The organism is Rhodococcus sp. NPDC003383 (genome assembly GCF_053589115.1).
In genome coordinates, this window is sequence record NZ_JBSFRG010000015.1 from 124,603 (window position 1) to 135,907 (window position 11,305).

Consider the following 11,305-nt stretch of genomic DNA (forward strand, 5'->3'; position numbering starts at 1 on the left):
GAACGCAGGAGGACGTGTGTTGAACACCGATGGCGGCTTGGGCAGGTCCGAAGCTGCCGTGGTGTCCCTGCTCCTGATCGAGGACGATCCCGGCGACGCTCTGCTCGTCGAGGAGATGGCCTCGGACGCGGTGATCGACTTCGGCATCGTCTGGGCGCAGTCGCTCGACGAGGCCCGCACCCGGCTCGGCACGACCCGGCCCGACTGCATCGTGCTGGATCTGAACCTGCCCGACGCGCACGGTCTCGATGCTCTCGAGGCCGTGCAGAAGTACGCGCCCGGTGTGCCGGTGATCGTGATGACGGGCCTCGCCGCGGAACAGGCCGGGCTCACCGCGGTCGCCGAGGGCGCCCAGGACTACCTGATCAAGGGTGTCGTCGACGCGGAGCTGCTCACCCGCTCGGTGCGTTACGCGATCGAACGCAAACGGGCCGAACACGCGGCCGCCGCGCTGCAGGCGAGTGAACAGCGCTCCCGCGAGAACGCCCGGCTCGAACGCGGTCTGCTTCCGGTTCCGTTGCTGCGCAGCGAAAATGTGGATGTGGTGACCCGGTACCGGACCGGCCGGGCCGGCGGTCTGCTGGGTGGCGACTTCTACGATGTCGTCGAAACCCGTGACGGCGCCGTCCACGTACTGATCGGCGACGTCTGCGGCCACGGCGCCGACGAGGCGGCGCTCGGCGTCAACCTGAGAATAGGCTGGCGCACAATGGTTCTCGGTGGTGTCGACGTCGAGACGAAGATGAACACACTGGAACAACTGCTCGTCGCCGAACGCCCGCGGTCGCACATCTTCGCGACCGCGACCAGCGTGGTCCTCTCCGCCGACCGCCGTTCGATCGAGGTGGTGCGCGCCGGGCATCCGGGGATCCTGTTGCGCACCCCGGACGACGTCCAGTGGCTCGAGGTGCCCGGCGGACCGGCGCTGGGCCTGCGCAAGCAGAGCGGCACGTGGCGGAAGACCACGATCGAGATCGACGAACGGACCGGACTGGTGCTGTTCACCGACGGACTGTTCGAGGCGAGGGTCGGCGAACTGGACCGGCTCGGCGAGGACGGCCTGCTCGAGTACGCCAGCGAACTCGGAATCGACTGCAGCGGAGAGAAATTCGTAGATTCCTTGATCGCCCACGTGGAAACGCTCGCGGCACCGCACGGCGGGCTGAGCGACGATGTCGCGGTCCTGCACGTGCAATGGGCGCGCGAGGACGGCCGCTCGTGACGACTCCGACCCCCCAGGCCGCCGCGGGCACGAAACTGACGGTGCAGGCCTGGTTCAACCTGATCCTGGCGATCATGACGCTGCTCGTCATCGCCGGCGCCACAGCGGGCGCGGCGGCGCTCGGCGCGAACTCGCGCGTCACCGACGACCTGACGGACCGCCTCATGCCGGCCCGCTCGGCCGCCTATCAGCTGCAGAGTGCGCTGGTGAACCAGGAGACCGGCGTGCGCGGCTACGCCCTCACCGCGGACGAGACCTTCCTCGCCCCCTATCGGGACGGCCTGCAGATCGAGCAGCAGTCCGAGGACCGGATCCGGGAACTGCTCGAGGGCCGGCCCGACCTGCTCGCCGATCTCGACGCCCTCGAACGGACCGCCCAGGAATGGCAGTCCACCTTCGCGGAACCCCTGCTCGCCGCTCCGGCACCCGATCCGGCGTTCTACGAGCGCGGCAGGGACCTGTTCGACGAGCTCCGCGCGAGTTTCGACCAGCAGAACCAGCACCTGACCGAGGCGGTGGACGACGCGCGGGCGGAGATCGATCGCGCGCGCACGATGCGCAACGTCGTGTACGCGGCCCTGGCCATCGTGCTGGTGGTCGCGGCAGGCATCTTCGCCGTGCTTGTGCGCGTTGCTGTCACCGAACCGCTGGCGCGGCTGGCCGCGTCCTCACGCCGGGTCGCGCAGGGCGAATTCGAGCATCGGGTCGACGCCGGCCGCGGGCCCGCCGACATCCGTTCCCTCGCGACCGACATCGAGGGAATGCGCCGCCGCATCGTCGCCGAACTGGACGTCGTCCGTGATCGTCAGCGGCAGCTCGAGGAGCAGACCCGCCAGCTCGATGCGACCGCGGAGGAGTTGCGGCGATCCAACGCGGATCTCGAGCAGTTCGCCTACGTCGCGTCCCACGACCTGCAGGAGCCGCTGCGCAAGGTCGCCTCGTTCTGCCAGTTGCTCGAGAAACGCTACGGCGACGTGCTCGACGACCGCGGCCGGCAGTACATCGATTTCGCCGTCGACGGCGCGCGCCGGATGCAGGCACTGATCAACGACCTGCTGGCGTTCTCCCGGGTCGGCCGCGTCGGTGACGGATTCGAGCGACTCCCCCTGGACCGCCCGCTCGACAAGGCCCTGGCGAACCTCGCCGCCGTCGTCGAGGACACCGGCGCACGGATCGAGCGGCCCGAGCGGTTGCCGGAGGTCGACGGGGACCCGACCCTGTTGTCGATGCTCTGGCAGAACCTGATCGGCAACGCGCTCAAGTTCAGCCGCCCCGACACCGAACCGCGGGTTGTCATCACCGCGGAGCAGGACGGCGACATGTGTCGGATATGCGTGCAGGACAACGGAATCGGTGTGCCCGAAGAATTCGCGGAGAAGATCTTCGTCATCTTCCAGCGTCTGCACGCCCGCGAGGAGTACTCGGGCACCGGGATCGGGCTGTCCCTGTGCAAGAAGATCGTCGAGTACCACGGTGGCGAGATCCGGCTCGACCCCGGTTCCGATACCGGCGCCCGCTTCTGTTTCACCCTCCCGGTCGCCGAGAACCCGCCCATCGATGACGTGCAGCCTGTCGCTGCCACACCGACCGAAGGAACGAACCCATGAGCCCCTCAGGCCACGCCATCGACGTCCTGCTCGTCGAGGACGACCCGGGAGACATCCTGATGACCCAGGAGGCTTTCGAATTCAACAAGGTCGGCAACACGCTGCACGTCGTGCGCGACGGGGAGCAGGCACTGGACTTCCTGTATCGGAGGGGCGAATACGCCGACGCCGTCCGGCCCGATCTGATCCTGCTCGATCTGAATCTGCCCAAGTACGACGGCCGGCAGGTCCTCGAGAAGATCAAGTCCGACCCGGACCTGGCGGACATCCCGGTCGTCATCCTCACCACGTCCGGTGCCGAGGAGGACATCGTGAGGAGTTACAAACTCCACGCCAATGCGTACGTCACGAAGCCGGTCGATCTGGACCAGTTCATCGCGGCGGTGCGGCAGATCGACAACTTCTTCGTCCAGGTCGTGCGCCTGCCCCGGCGCTGAGCGGTCCCGGCGATCGCTCGGGCCGTCAATCCCCGGATCGCTTCAAGGTGTCGAGGAACCTTGCCGCCCAACGATGGACGTCGTTCTCGACCACCTGCTCGTGCAGGGCGGCCATCCGCTCCTTGCGCTCCGCCGGATCGGCGCCGAGCGCCTCGACGATGGTGTCCCCGACCATGTCGAGGTCGTGCGGATTGACCAGGTACGCCTGATGCAGTTCGTGTGCGGCACCGGTGAATTCGCTCAGCACGAGCGCCCCGGTGCCGTCCGCATGACATGCCGCGTATTCCTTTGCGACGAGGTTCATTCCGTCGCGCAACGGAGTGACGAGCATCAGGTCGGCGGCCACGAACAGGGCGATCAGTTCCTCGCGGTCGACGGGCTGGTAGAGATAGTGCACCGGGGGCCGGTGCAGCTGTCCGTGCTCACCGTTGATCCGCCCCACCTGCAGCTCGACCGCGTCGCGCATCAGTGCGTACTGCTCCACCTGCTCCCGGCTGGGGGTGGCGAGCTGGATCATCACCTGCTTCGCCGGATCGAGCCGACCGTCGTCGTAGAGCTCGCCGATCGCCTGCAGGCGCAGATCGATGCCCTTCGTGTAGTCCAGGCGGTCCACCCCCAGGAGAAGGTGCTCGGGGTCCCCGAGTTCCTCCCGGATCTCGGCGGCCCGGGCACGGATCTTCTCGCTGCGTGCCTGCTCCACGAGTTCCGCCGAATCGATGGAGATGGGGAATGCGCCCACCCGCACGGTCCGGTCGCCGCAGTCCACACTGCCCAGACCGTCGCGGATCGGCCGGGTCTCGAGACCGAGCAGCCGGTGGGCGAGCGCCAGGAAGTTCTCCGCGCCCCCGGGCAGATGGAATCCGACCAGATCGGCGCCGAGCATTCCCTGCAGCACGCCGACACGCCACGGCAGTTGCGCGAAGAGCTCGGACGGGGGGAACGGGATGTGCAGGAAGAAGCCGATCTCGAGATCCGGTCGCAGCTCCCGGAGCATCGCGGGCACCAGTTGAAGCTGGTAGTCGTGCACCCACACCGTGGCTCCGGGTGCGGCCGCGCGCGCCGTGGCTTCGGCGAATCGGAGGTTCACCTCCCGATAGGTGCCCCACCAGCTGCGGTCGAAGGTCGGTTTGACCACGACGTCGTGGTACAGCGGCCACAGCGTGCTGTTCGAGAATCGGTGGTAGTAGCCCTCGACCTCGTCCTTGCTCAGATGGATCGGGTGCATCCGCAGCCCGTCGAGGACGAACGGCTCGATCTCCCCTTTCGAGGCACCGGGCCATCCCACCCAGGTCCCGTTGCGGCTCCGGAGGACCGGCTCGAGGGCCGTCACGAGGCCACCGGGACTGCGCCGCCACACTCTCGACCCGTCGGGCTGTTCCTCCAGGTCGACCGGAAGACGGTTGGCCACCACGACGAAGTCCGATTCGTCGCGGTGCGAGTGAGCGGTCACGACAGCCTCCGTGGGAACAGCGCATTCTTCGGTGACGTGGGTACCCTCGCCCGGCCCATCCGAACCGGGCGGTCGCCCTACTCCTCGGCCAGCCGGGACCTCATCTCCGCCAGGGTCCGGGCCAGCAACCGGGAGACGTGCACCTGGGAGACACCGATCTCCCGCGCGATCTCCGACTGGCTCTTCTCTTCGAAGAACCGCAGCATCAGGATGTGCCGCTCGCGCTCCGGGACGCGCTCGAGCAGCGGTTTCAGGAGGAGATAGCGCTCGGACTTCGCGAGCTGCTCGTCCTCCTCGCCGAGCGTGTCCGCCAGCGTCGCACCCGAACCGTCGTCGGACAGATCGAGGGGCGTGTCCAGGGAGGCGGGCTGATATGCACTACGGGCGGCAAGCGCCTCGATGACCTCACCGGTGCCGGCACCGACCTCTGCCGCGATCTCCGCTGCCGTCGGTGACCGGCCCAGACGTTGCGAGAGGTCGTCGGTGACCTTGTTGATGGACACGGTCAGGTCCTTGAGCCGCCGCGGTACGCGCGTGGACCAGGCGTGGTCGCGGAAGTAGCGACGGATCTCGCCCATGACGGTGGGAACCGCGTACGCGGCGAAACCCCGCCCCTTCTCGGCGTCGAACCGGTCGATCGCCTGGAGCAGGCCCACATACGCGACCTGGTTCAGATCGTCGATGTCCTCACCGCGGCCGGCGAATCGCTGAGCGATGTTCTGCGCCAACGGCATCGCGGCCGTAACGATCTTCTCGTGAAGGGCGGTGGCCTCGGCGGAACCGGGGGTGCATGCACGCAGGGCGACGAACAGCTCCGCGAGTTCCGCTTCGTCGATTCTTCGGTTGTTCGCCGGCCCGGCTCCGGCAGGGGGAGAATCGATGTCGGCCAGCGTCATGTCGGCATCCCGATGCTCAGCTTCACCCTCGATTCCGCGGTTTCCCCGTTCGGCGAAGGCGTTTCGCTCGCCGAGACGGTGTCCGCGAGCAGTTCCACGATCCGCCAGTCGAGACTGTCGGATGCCGGTCGCCAGGGTCGCACGGTCGTCGCGGTGACCTCGATGTCGAACACCTCGCGACCCCCGTGGAATCGGCAGGTGATCTCGCTCGCGGGTGCGGCCGCGTCGATGAGGAGCGTGCAGATCTGGTCGACCGCCAGCTTGAGATCGGAGACCTGGTCGAGGGTGCAGCCGCTGTGCATCGCCACCATCTCGGTGAGCATGCGGACGACGGGCAGCCGAGCGTGCAGCGCAGGCACCGACAAGGTCGTCGGAATCCCGGCGCCGCCCGGCTCCGGTTCGGGGGCGGACGGCATCGGATGAGATGCGGTCTGTGTCAAGGTTCTACCTGCTGTTCTGACTCGGGCAGGGAAGTGCGGTCCGTCCCGTAGTTCCACTGCAGATGAATTCGGGTTCCTTCGTCGCCCGTTTCGACGCGGGCGCTGTCGCTGCAGGCGTGCATCAGGCGGATGCCCCGCCCGCGACGCGTACGGCTGGTGTCGGCCTGCGGTTTCCACGAGCCGCGATCGACGATCGAGACCGTCAGAACGCCTTCGTCGGGACGATCGACCGCACACAGATCGTAGGTGCCCGGCTCTCCCGGTGGATACGCGTGCTCGGCGACGTTGGCCAGCGCTTCGTAGGTCGCCAGCAGCATGTCGCCGGTCGTGTCCGCCGGGAGGCCGATCTCGTGGGCGAACTGCGCCAACCGGTGCCGGATCGGGGCGAGCGCGGTCAGGTCGGCGGGAAGCCCGTCGAGGCGGAGGCATCGATATTCGCCGCCGGTGTTCACCGACGCCGGTGGTGCAGCCTGTCGTCCCTGGTAGCTCATACGGTCGATAAGGCAGCTTCGACGGTCGGGAAGATCTCCAGGGTCTCGGACAGCCCCACCAGGACCATCGGCCGCGCGGTCGCCGGACCGTCGGCGACGATCAGGAACCGGGATCTGCCCTCGAGTTCGTCGGCGGTGCGCATGAGCACCGCGAGCCCGGCCGACGAGAGGAACTGGACATCGAGCAGGTCGGCCACCAGTGTGGATGTACCGCACAACGCGGCCAACTCGGTCAGCTTCCGTTCGAACGCCGGTGCGGTGACGACATCGATCTCGCCGGCGGCGTGCAGCACCGCGACGCCCTCGGTGAAGTCGACATCGAGCCTCAGCTGCGAGCCCGGCGTGATTTCGGGCATGTCGCCGGTCGCTACCTTTTCGGGATCCGCTACGCCCACGAGATCGCCCCTCCTGCTTGTTCCGTGCGCGCCCGCGCACCCGCTTCCGGACCGTGACCGCGGAAGTACGAGATCCCGTACAGCGCGTACATGCTCTTCACGACCGACTTACGAGCGGTCTTCCACGGCGCCTTCCCCTGCCTCGTCTGCATCGTTCGCCTCCCTTCTGTGTCACAGCAACGCCCCCTGATACCCACATTCCGGGCCACTCATTCCTCCTTTTTCGGAAATTTCCGTTTCCTCGCTCCGGTGCCCCGGCCGCACGATGGCGCTCCGGCACAAAAATCGGGTGGGCCCGGAGACACGATGTCGTCCGGGCCCACCCGTCGGAGGAGAGGCAAAACGGATGAGGTACGCATTGGCCGGCGACTGGCATCACCTCACTCTCGGTCGAGCGATGACGGCGCTCCGCTTCGGGGTGGAGGCCTTCGGCACCGACGCCTTCGCTACGGGCCGGAGGCCTCCGCCCCTCCGGAGGGCTGCGCTGGGTGGGTGGTATCCCTCTCGGTCGTCTGCCCTGCAGGACGGGGGAATACCGCAATCCGGTTTCCCCGCCGCGATCCCGCAGTGCGGTGGACACACCCATGGATCGTTCCGGCGGTGCCGGGATCTCTCGGCCGAAGGTCTCGATCTCACCGAACAACCCGGAAAGATCCAGGTCGGGCACGAGCAACCGGTTGTCGAGCGATGACAGATCAAGAACTGCAACGGTCGTCATCGGATCTCCCGAAGCAACCGGGGGCGATCAGGCGCTGATCGCCTGGCGCTCGGTTTCCCGCGCGATCTCGATCTTGCGGGGCTTCGCCTGCTCGGCCACCGGGATCGTCAGTCGCAGCACGCCGTCACGATATTCCGCGCGAATCCGGTCGGTGTCGAGATTCTCCCCGAGGAACAGCTGCCGGCTGAAGACACCGCGCGTGCGTTCTGCGGCGATCATGGTGCGTCCCTGATCCAGCTCGGGACGCGACGCCCGCACGGTGACCACGTTGCGTTCGACGTCGAGATCGAGGGAGTCCGCGTCGATACCCGGCAGATCGAACTCCACGAAGAATTCGTCACCTTCCCGCCAAGCATCCATCGGCATGACCGCCGGGCGCGCCGGCGTACCGAATACCTGCTGGGTCAGGCGGTCCAGCTCGCGGAAGGGATCGGTGCGCATCAACATGGTCGCCACCTCCGGTTCACTCCATTCTCAGTTGAAGGAACTCAGATAACCTATGTCATCTGACATAGATATTATGTACCACTGATGAGAGAAGAGTGCAAGGGAGGAAATCAGGTAATCTGACATCCGATCAGAAAGGAATGTCATGGACTCGGATCGACGCGACCACCTGCCCGGTTCGTCCCAGGCGGTGTATGCAATCTCGGTCGCGGCCGAGTTGGCCGGAGTGGGAGTCCAGACCCTGCGGCTGTACGAACAGCACGGCCTGGTCACCCCGGCTCGCAGCGCCGGCGGAACCCGCCGCTACAGCGGGGACGACCTCGCCCGGCTGGAACGGATCGTCGCGCTGGTTTCCCAGGGCATCAATCTCGCCGGAATCGCGCGCATTCTCGAACTCGAGGACGCGAACACCGCACTCACGGCAGAACGCGACCGCCTCCGAGCCCGTCACGAAGCGAACGTGAGCGGAGACGGCCGCGCGGCCGAGGCAAAACCGAAGGTCAGGGACAGGCAGGCGTGACCAGGTCGTAGATCTGCTCGGCCTGCTCGGCAGTCGGCTGCACGTCGTTGTTGGCGGCGAGCGTCATGATCTGCTGCGTGACCTGCTGTTCGTCGGCGCCGCTCGCCAGATCGTTGCACGAGGTGATCACGATGTTCTCGATGCTGGCGTCGTCCCGGTTCTCCGACAGGTCCGAGTAGCCCGTGCGGAACGCGACGACGAAGGCACTCAGTTTGGCCTGGTCGAATGCGCCCAGCTCGTCCGTGGACGTCACCGTGGTCTCGTCGGCGGTGGTCTCTTCCTCCGTGGGCGTCTGCATTTCGACGGAGTTGTCGGTGGTGACCGAAGCGGAGTCGGAGTCGTCGTCGCTGCAGGCGGCCAGGGACAGTACGGCTCCGGATGCGACCAGTGCAGCAGCGATGATCTTCTTCATGGGCCCTCCTCGAGTCGGAATATGTGAACTCGTACCCCGCCGCCGCCCGTCTCAACCGCCCCGCATCGGCCTCGCCGGGACCGGTGGGCCTACCTGTAGTTCCACTGCATCCGGATCTGCGTTCCCTCGTCTCGACGGTCGACCCACACGGAGTCACTGAGGGCCTTCATCAGCCGGAGTCCCTGGCCGCGCCTCGTCATTCTGTTGTCGCTCTCCGGTTTCCAGGACCCTCGATCGACGACGGTGACGGTAAGCGCTGCGTCCTCGTCACTGTGTTCGACGACGAGATCGAACGTGCCCGCGTCGCCGGTCGGATAGGCATGTTCGACGATGTTCGCCAGCGCCTCGTAGGTGGCCAGCAGAACATCGCCGGTGGTGTCCGGCGGCAACCCGATCCCCCGCGCGAATTCCGCGAGTCGGCGACGCACCGTCGCGAGCACGTGCGGGTCGGCGCGTTCGCCTTCGATCACCAGGTTCCGATCCGCCGTAGCCCCCACGACCCGCCTTTCGCACTCGTTCATACCGTCGTCAGTGCCGCTTCGACCGTCGGGAAGATCTCGAGGGTCTCGGCCATTCCCACGAGCGTCATCGGCCGCGCGGTGGCCGGGCCGGTGGCGGCGATCAGGAACCGGGAACGGCCCTCGAGTTCGTCGGCTGTGCGCATCAGCACCGCCAGGCCCGCGGAGGAGAGGAACCGGACGCCGAGCAGATCGACCAACAGTGCCGAGGTATCGGGCACCGAGGCCAACTCGGCGAGCTTCTGCTCGAACGCCGGCGCGGTCACTACGTCGATCTCCCCACTCACGTGCAGCACGACCACACTGTCGGTGAGCTCCACGTCGAGTCCGAGATGCGATTCGGGTGCAACATCCGGGTATTCCATTCGCTGAAGGCTACACGTGATCATCCCCGATTACCCCGCTCGCAACCATTCCACACATCGAAATTCGGCGACGGGTCCGTACCCCTGTTTTCGCACTTCAAACCTGTTTTTTCGAGCTTGACACGCCTGCGCAGAGTGGCCTAGAAGTAATCACCTGTTCGAAAGCGAATTTCGATTTCCCCATCGAGCCGGAGGTATGGAAATGGCCGAGAACACCGGGCGCAGCAAGCGAATCGGACAGTATCGAAATCCCCGTCTGCGTCCCGTCGAAAGCGAGTGGGAATGGCAGCTGCGTGCGGCCTGCCGCGGCACGGACTCGGCAGTGTTCTTCGCGCCGACCGGCGAGTCCCGCCGTGAGCGCCGCCGCCGCGAGATCGCCGCGAAGACCGTGTGCATCAGCTGCCCGGTGCGAGTGGCCTGCCTGAATCACGCACTCGCCGTCCGGGAACCGCACGGCGTGTGGGGCGGACTGTCCGAGACGGAACGTCGGGCACTACGCCCGGCATCCGCCTGAACTCGAACGCATCGGCCTTCCCACAGGTATCGATCCGTCACGCAACGGGCATCCTCCGGTCACACAGCAGGTACGCCCCCGATGGCGCACGAGCGCCGTGCAGGAGAGGACGACTATGCACGCCGATATCGCCGGACGCCCGATCACCTCACGCGGGAACGACCTCGAAACCCCGGACGGATCCCCCACCCGCCTCGCAGATCACCCCATCGGCTTCTCGGGTTCCCTCGCTCTCGCCGGCATCGGCGTGACGGGAATCCCGGCCGCCGTTCTCACCCACTCGGCACCCCTCGGCGCCCTGGTCGCGCTCGCCACCGCCGGAGGCATCCTCACCGCATCGGTGATGATCGGCGGGTGACCCCCTGAATGCAACTCGAAATATATTGCAGCACAAGGTATATCGACGCTTCTACCGGGGAATCCCCGACGCGACACCGATAACGGAAAAAGGAGACTCGACGCTATGTTGTCAATGAGCATCATCGCTTGGATCATCATCGGCGGCCTCGCCGGCTGGATCGGTTCGAAACTGATGGGTACCGACGCCCAGCAGGGCATCCTGCTCAACATCGTCGTCGGCATCATCGGCGGCCTGATCGGCGGCTGGATCTTCAGCCTCCTCGGCGCCGACGTCGAGAGCGGTGGCTGGCTGTTCAGCTTCGTCACCTGCCTGGCCGGTGCGTGCATCCTCCTGTTCCTCGTCAAGCTCGTGACCGGCCGCAGCCGGGTCTGACCGAGGGCCGGTAACTCCGGTACTCCCCCGGGGTGGGGGGGGGCGCGCGGGCCCCCCCCCCCCCGGGGGGGGGGTCGGCAGGGTTTTCAAACACATATCGCCGAGCAATATGAGCAAACAATAAACAAAAAACAAGATAT

Annotated in this window: 17 protein-coding genes; 7 read left to right on the forward strand and 10 right to left on the reverse strand. The window is 66.6% G+C overall.

What is annotated here, in order from left to right; all coding sequences use genetic code 11:
• Nucleotides 1-16: 16 nt before the first annotated feature.
• The 3 genes from ACWDTS_RS15290 to ACWDTS_RS15300 all read left to right on the forward strand — a co-directional run bounded on the left by ACWDTS_RS15290 (nucleotide 17) and on the right by ACWDTS_RS15300 (nucleotide 3,266).
• Complete coding sequence (locus tag ACWDTS_RS15290) at nucleotides 17-1,222, forward strand: PP2C family protein-serine/threonine phosphatase (RefSeq protein WP_248675562.1); 1,206 nt, start codon at nucleotides 17-19, stop codon at nucleotides 1,220-1,222.
• 74 nt (nucleotides 1,223-1,296) lie between these two features.
• Nucleotides 1,297-2,829, forward strand: a complete 1,533-nt coding sequence (locus ACWDTS_RS15295) for a sensor histidine kinase (protein WP_450118536.1) — start codon at nucleotides 1,297-1,299, stop codon at nucleotides 2,827-2,829.
• The gene (locus tag ACWDTS_RS15300) at nucleotides 2,826-3,266 is read left to right on the forward strand and encodes a response regulator (RefSeq protein ID WP_197252350.1); all 441 of its coding nucleotides are present in this window, start codon (nucleotides 2,826-2,828) and stop codon (nucleotides 3,264-3,266) included. Before ACWDTS_RS15295 ends, ACWDTS_RS15300 begins: the two co-directional genes overlap by 4 nt.
• Before the next feature lie 25 nt (nucleotides 3,267-3,291).
• Here the strand turns inward: ACWDTS_RS15300 and ACWDTS_RS15305 are convergent, their stop codons facing one another.
• The 7 genes from ACWDTS_RS15305 to ACWDTS_RS15335 all read right to left on the reverse strand — a co-directional run bounded on the left by ACWDTS_RS15305 (nucleotide 3,292) and on the right by ACWDTS_RS15335 (nucleotide 8,103).
• Nucleotides 3,292-4,716, reverse strand: coding sequence for an alpha,alpha-trehalose-phosphate synthase (UDP-forming) (locus ACWDTS_RS15305; protein WP_450118524.1), 1,425 nt, complete (start codon nucleotides 4,714-4,716; stop codon nucleotides 3,292-3,294).
• A 77-nt stretch (nucleotides 4,717-4,793) separates the two neighbouring features.
• On the reverse strand, nucleotides 4,794-5,612 hold the full coding sequence (locus tag ACWDTS_RS15310; protein WP_450118525.1) for a SigB/SigF/SigG family RNA polymerase sigma factor: 819 nt from the start codon (nucleotides 5,610-5,612) through the stop codon (nucleotides 4,794-4,796).
• Nucleotides 5,609-6,052, reverse strand: coding sequence for an anti-sigma factor (locus ACWDTS_RS15315; protein ID WP_450118526.1), 444 nt, complete (start codon nucleotides 6,050-6,052; stop codon nucleotides 5,609-5,611). The genes ACWDTS_RS15310 and ACWDTS_RS15315 overlap by 4 nt, the downstream gene beginning before the upstream one ends.
• A complete protein-coding gene (locus ACWDTS_RS15320; RefSeq protein WP_450118527.1) occupies nucleotides 6,049-6,543 on the reverse strand; it encodes an ATP-binding protein in 495 nt (164 codons plus the stop codon). The genes ACWDTS_RS15315 and ACWDTS_RS15320 overlap by 4 nt, the downstream gene beginning before the upstream one ends.
• On the reverse strand, nucleotides 6,540-6,899 hold the full coding sequence (locus ACWDTS_RS15325) for an anti-sigma factor antagonist (RefSeq protein WP_450118528.1): 360 nt from the start codon (nucleotides 6,897-6,899) through the stop codon (nucleotides 6,540-6,542). The genes ACWDTS_RS15320 and ACWDTS_RS15325 overlap by 4 nt, the downstream gene beginning before the upstream one ends.
• Nucleotides 6,900-6,928: 29 nt before the next feature.
• Complete coding sequence (locus tag ACWDTS_RS15330; protein WP_197252346.1) at nucleotides 6,929-7,090, reverse strand: hypothetical protein; 162 nt, start codon at nucleotides 7,088-7,090, stop codon at nucleotides 6,929-6,931.
• A gap of 593 nt (nucleotides 7,091-7,683) precedes the next feature.
• Nucleotides 7,684-8,103 (reverse strand): Hsp20/alpha crystallin family protein, encoded by a 420-nt coding sequence (locus tag ACWDTS_RS15335; RefSeq protein ID WP_197252345.1) that lies wholly within the window; start codon nucleotides 8,101-8,103, stop codon nucleotides 7,684-7,686.
• 145 nt (nucleotides 8,104-8,248) lie between these two features.
• On the opposite strand from ACWDTS_RS15335, the gene ACWDTS_RS15340 reads away from it, so the two are divergent.
• The gene (locus ACWDTS_RS15340) at nucleotides 8,249-8,623 is read left to right on the forward strand and encodes a MerR family transcriptional regulator (RefSeq protein WP_197252344.1); all 375 of its coding nucleotides are present in this window, start codon (nucleotides 8,249-8,251) and stop codon (nucleotides 8,621-8,623) included.
• On the opposite strand, the gene ACWDTS_RS15345 is transcribed toward ACWDTS_RS15340, so the two are convergent.
• The 3 genes from ACWDTS_RS15345 to ACWDTS_RS15355 form a co-directional block, all read right to left on the reverse strand.
• Nucleotides 8,604-9,035: a hypothetical protein gene (locus ACWDTS_RS15345; RefSeq protein WP_197252343.1), complete on the reverse strand. Its 432-nt coding sequence runs from the start codon at nucleotides 9,033-9,035 to the stop codon at nucleotides 8,604-8,606. The two genes, ACWDTS_RS15340 and ACWDTS_RS15345, sit on opposite strands and share 20 nt — an antisense overlap.
• An 89-nt stretch (nucleotides 9,036-9,124) precedes the next feature.
• On the reverse strand, nucleotides 9,125-9,532 hold the full coding sequence (locus ACWDTS_RS15350) for an ATP-binding protein (RefSeq protein WP_248675566.1): 408 nt from the start codon (nucleotides 9,530-9,532) through the stop codon (nucleotides 9,125-9,127).
• A gap of 20 nt (nucleotides 9,533-9,552) precedes the next feature.
• Nucleotides 9,553-9,918, reverse strand: coding sequence for an anti-sigma factor antagonist (locus tag ACWDTS_RS15355; protein ID WP_248675567.1), 366 nt, complete (start codon nucleotides 9,916-9,918; stop codon nucleotides 9,553-9,555).
• 202 nt (nucleotides 9,919-10,120) lie between these two features.
• Between ACWDTS_RS15355 and ACWDTS_RS15360 the strand changes: the two genes are divergently transcribed.
• The 3 genes from ACWDTS_RS15360 (at nucleotide 10,121) to ACWDTS_RS15370 (ending at nucleotide 11,165) form a co-directional block, all read left to right on the forward strand.
• The gene (locus tag ACWDTS_RS15360; RefSeq protein WP_197252340.1) at nucleotides 10,121-10,432 is read left to right on the forward strand and encodes a WhiB family transcriptional regulator; all 312 of its coding nucleotides are present in this window, start codon (nucleotides 10,121-10,123) and stop codon (nucleotides 10,430-10,432) included.
• Nucleotides 10,433-10,547: 115 nt separating this feature from the next.
• The gene (locus ACWDTS_RS15365; protein WP_248675568.1) at nucleotides 10,548-10,790 is read left to right on the forward strand and encodes a hypothetical protein; all 243 of its coding nucleotides are present in this window, start codon (nucleotides 10,548-10,550) and stop codon (nucleotides 10,788-10,790) included.
• 105 nt (nucleotides 10,791-10,895) lie between these two features.
• Nucleotides 10,896-11,165 (forward strand): GlsB/YeaQ/YmgE family stress response membrane protein, encoded by a 270-nt coding sequence (locus ACWDTS_RS15370; RefSeq protein WP_197252338.1) that lies wholly within the window; start codon nucleotides 10,896-10,898, stop codon nucleotides 11,163-11,165.
• Nucleotides 11,166-11,305: the final 140 nt, after the last annotated feature.

What these genes read in the sequence shown, in the direction of transcription:
- ACWDTS_RS15295 (WP_450118536.1), top strand. Translation starts at nt 1,297, where the DNA reads ATGACGCTGCTCGTCATCGCCGGCGCCACAGCGGGCGCGGCGGCGCTC.
- ACWDTS_RS15300 (WP_197252350.1), top strand. Translation starts at nt 2,826, where the DNA reads ATGAGCCCCTCAGGCCACGCCATCGACGTCCTGCTCGTCGAGGACGAC.
- ACWDTS_RS15310 (WP_450118525.1), bottom strand. Translation starts at nt 5,612, where the DNA reads ATGACGCTGGCCGACATCGATTCTCCCCCTGCCGGAGCCGGGCCGGCG.
- ACWDTS_RS15320 (WP_450118527.1), bottom strand. Translation starts at nt 6,543, where the DNA reads ATGAGCTACCAGGGACGACAGGCTGCACCACCGGCGTCGGTGAACACC.
- ACWDTS_RS15325 (WP_450118528.1), bottom strand. Translation starts at nt 6,899, where the DNA reads ATGCCCGAAATCACGCCGGGCTCGCAGCTGAGGCTCGATGTCGACTTC.
- ACWDTS_RS15330 (WP_197252346.1), bottom strand. Translation starts at nt 7,090, where the DNA reads ATGCAGACGAGGCAGGGGAAGGCGCCGTGGAAGACCGCTCGTAAGTCG.
- ACWDTS_RS15335 (WP_197252345.1), bottom strand. Translation starts at nt 8,103, where the DNA reads ATGTTGATGCGCACCGATCCCTTCCGCGAGCTGGACCGCCTGACCCAG.
- ACWDTS_RS15340 (WP_197252344.1), top strand. Translation starts at nt 8,249, where the DNA reads ATGGACTCGGATCGACGCGACCACCTGCCCGGTTCGTCCCAGGCGGTG.
- ACWDTS_RS15345 (WP_197252343.1), bottom strand. Translation starts at nt 9,035, where the DNA reads ATGAAGAAGATCATCGCTGCTGCACTGGTCGCATCCGGAGCCGTACTG.
- ACWDTS_RS15355 (WP_248675567.1), bottom strand. Translation starts at nt 9,918, where the DNA reads ATGGAATACCCGGATGTTGCACCCGAATCGCATCTCGGACTCGACGTG.
- ACWDTS_RS15360 (WP_197252340.1), top strand. Translation starts at nt 10,121, where the DNA reads ATGGCCGAGAACACCGGGCGCAGCAAGCGAATCGGACAGTATCGAAAT.
- ACWDTS_RS15365 (WP_248675568.1), top strand. Translation starts at nt 10,548, where the DNA reads ATGCACGCCGATATCGCCGGACGCCCGATCACCTCACGCGGGAACGAC.
- ACWDTS_RS15370 (WP_197252338.1), top strand. Translation starts at nt 10,896, where the DNA reads ATGTTGTCAATGAGCATCATCGCTTGGATCATCATCGGCGGCCTCGCC.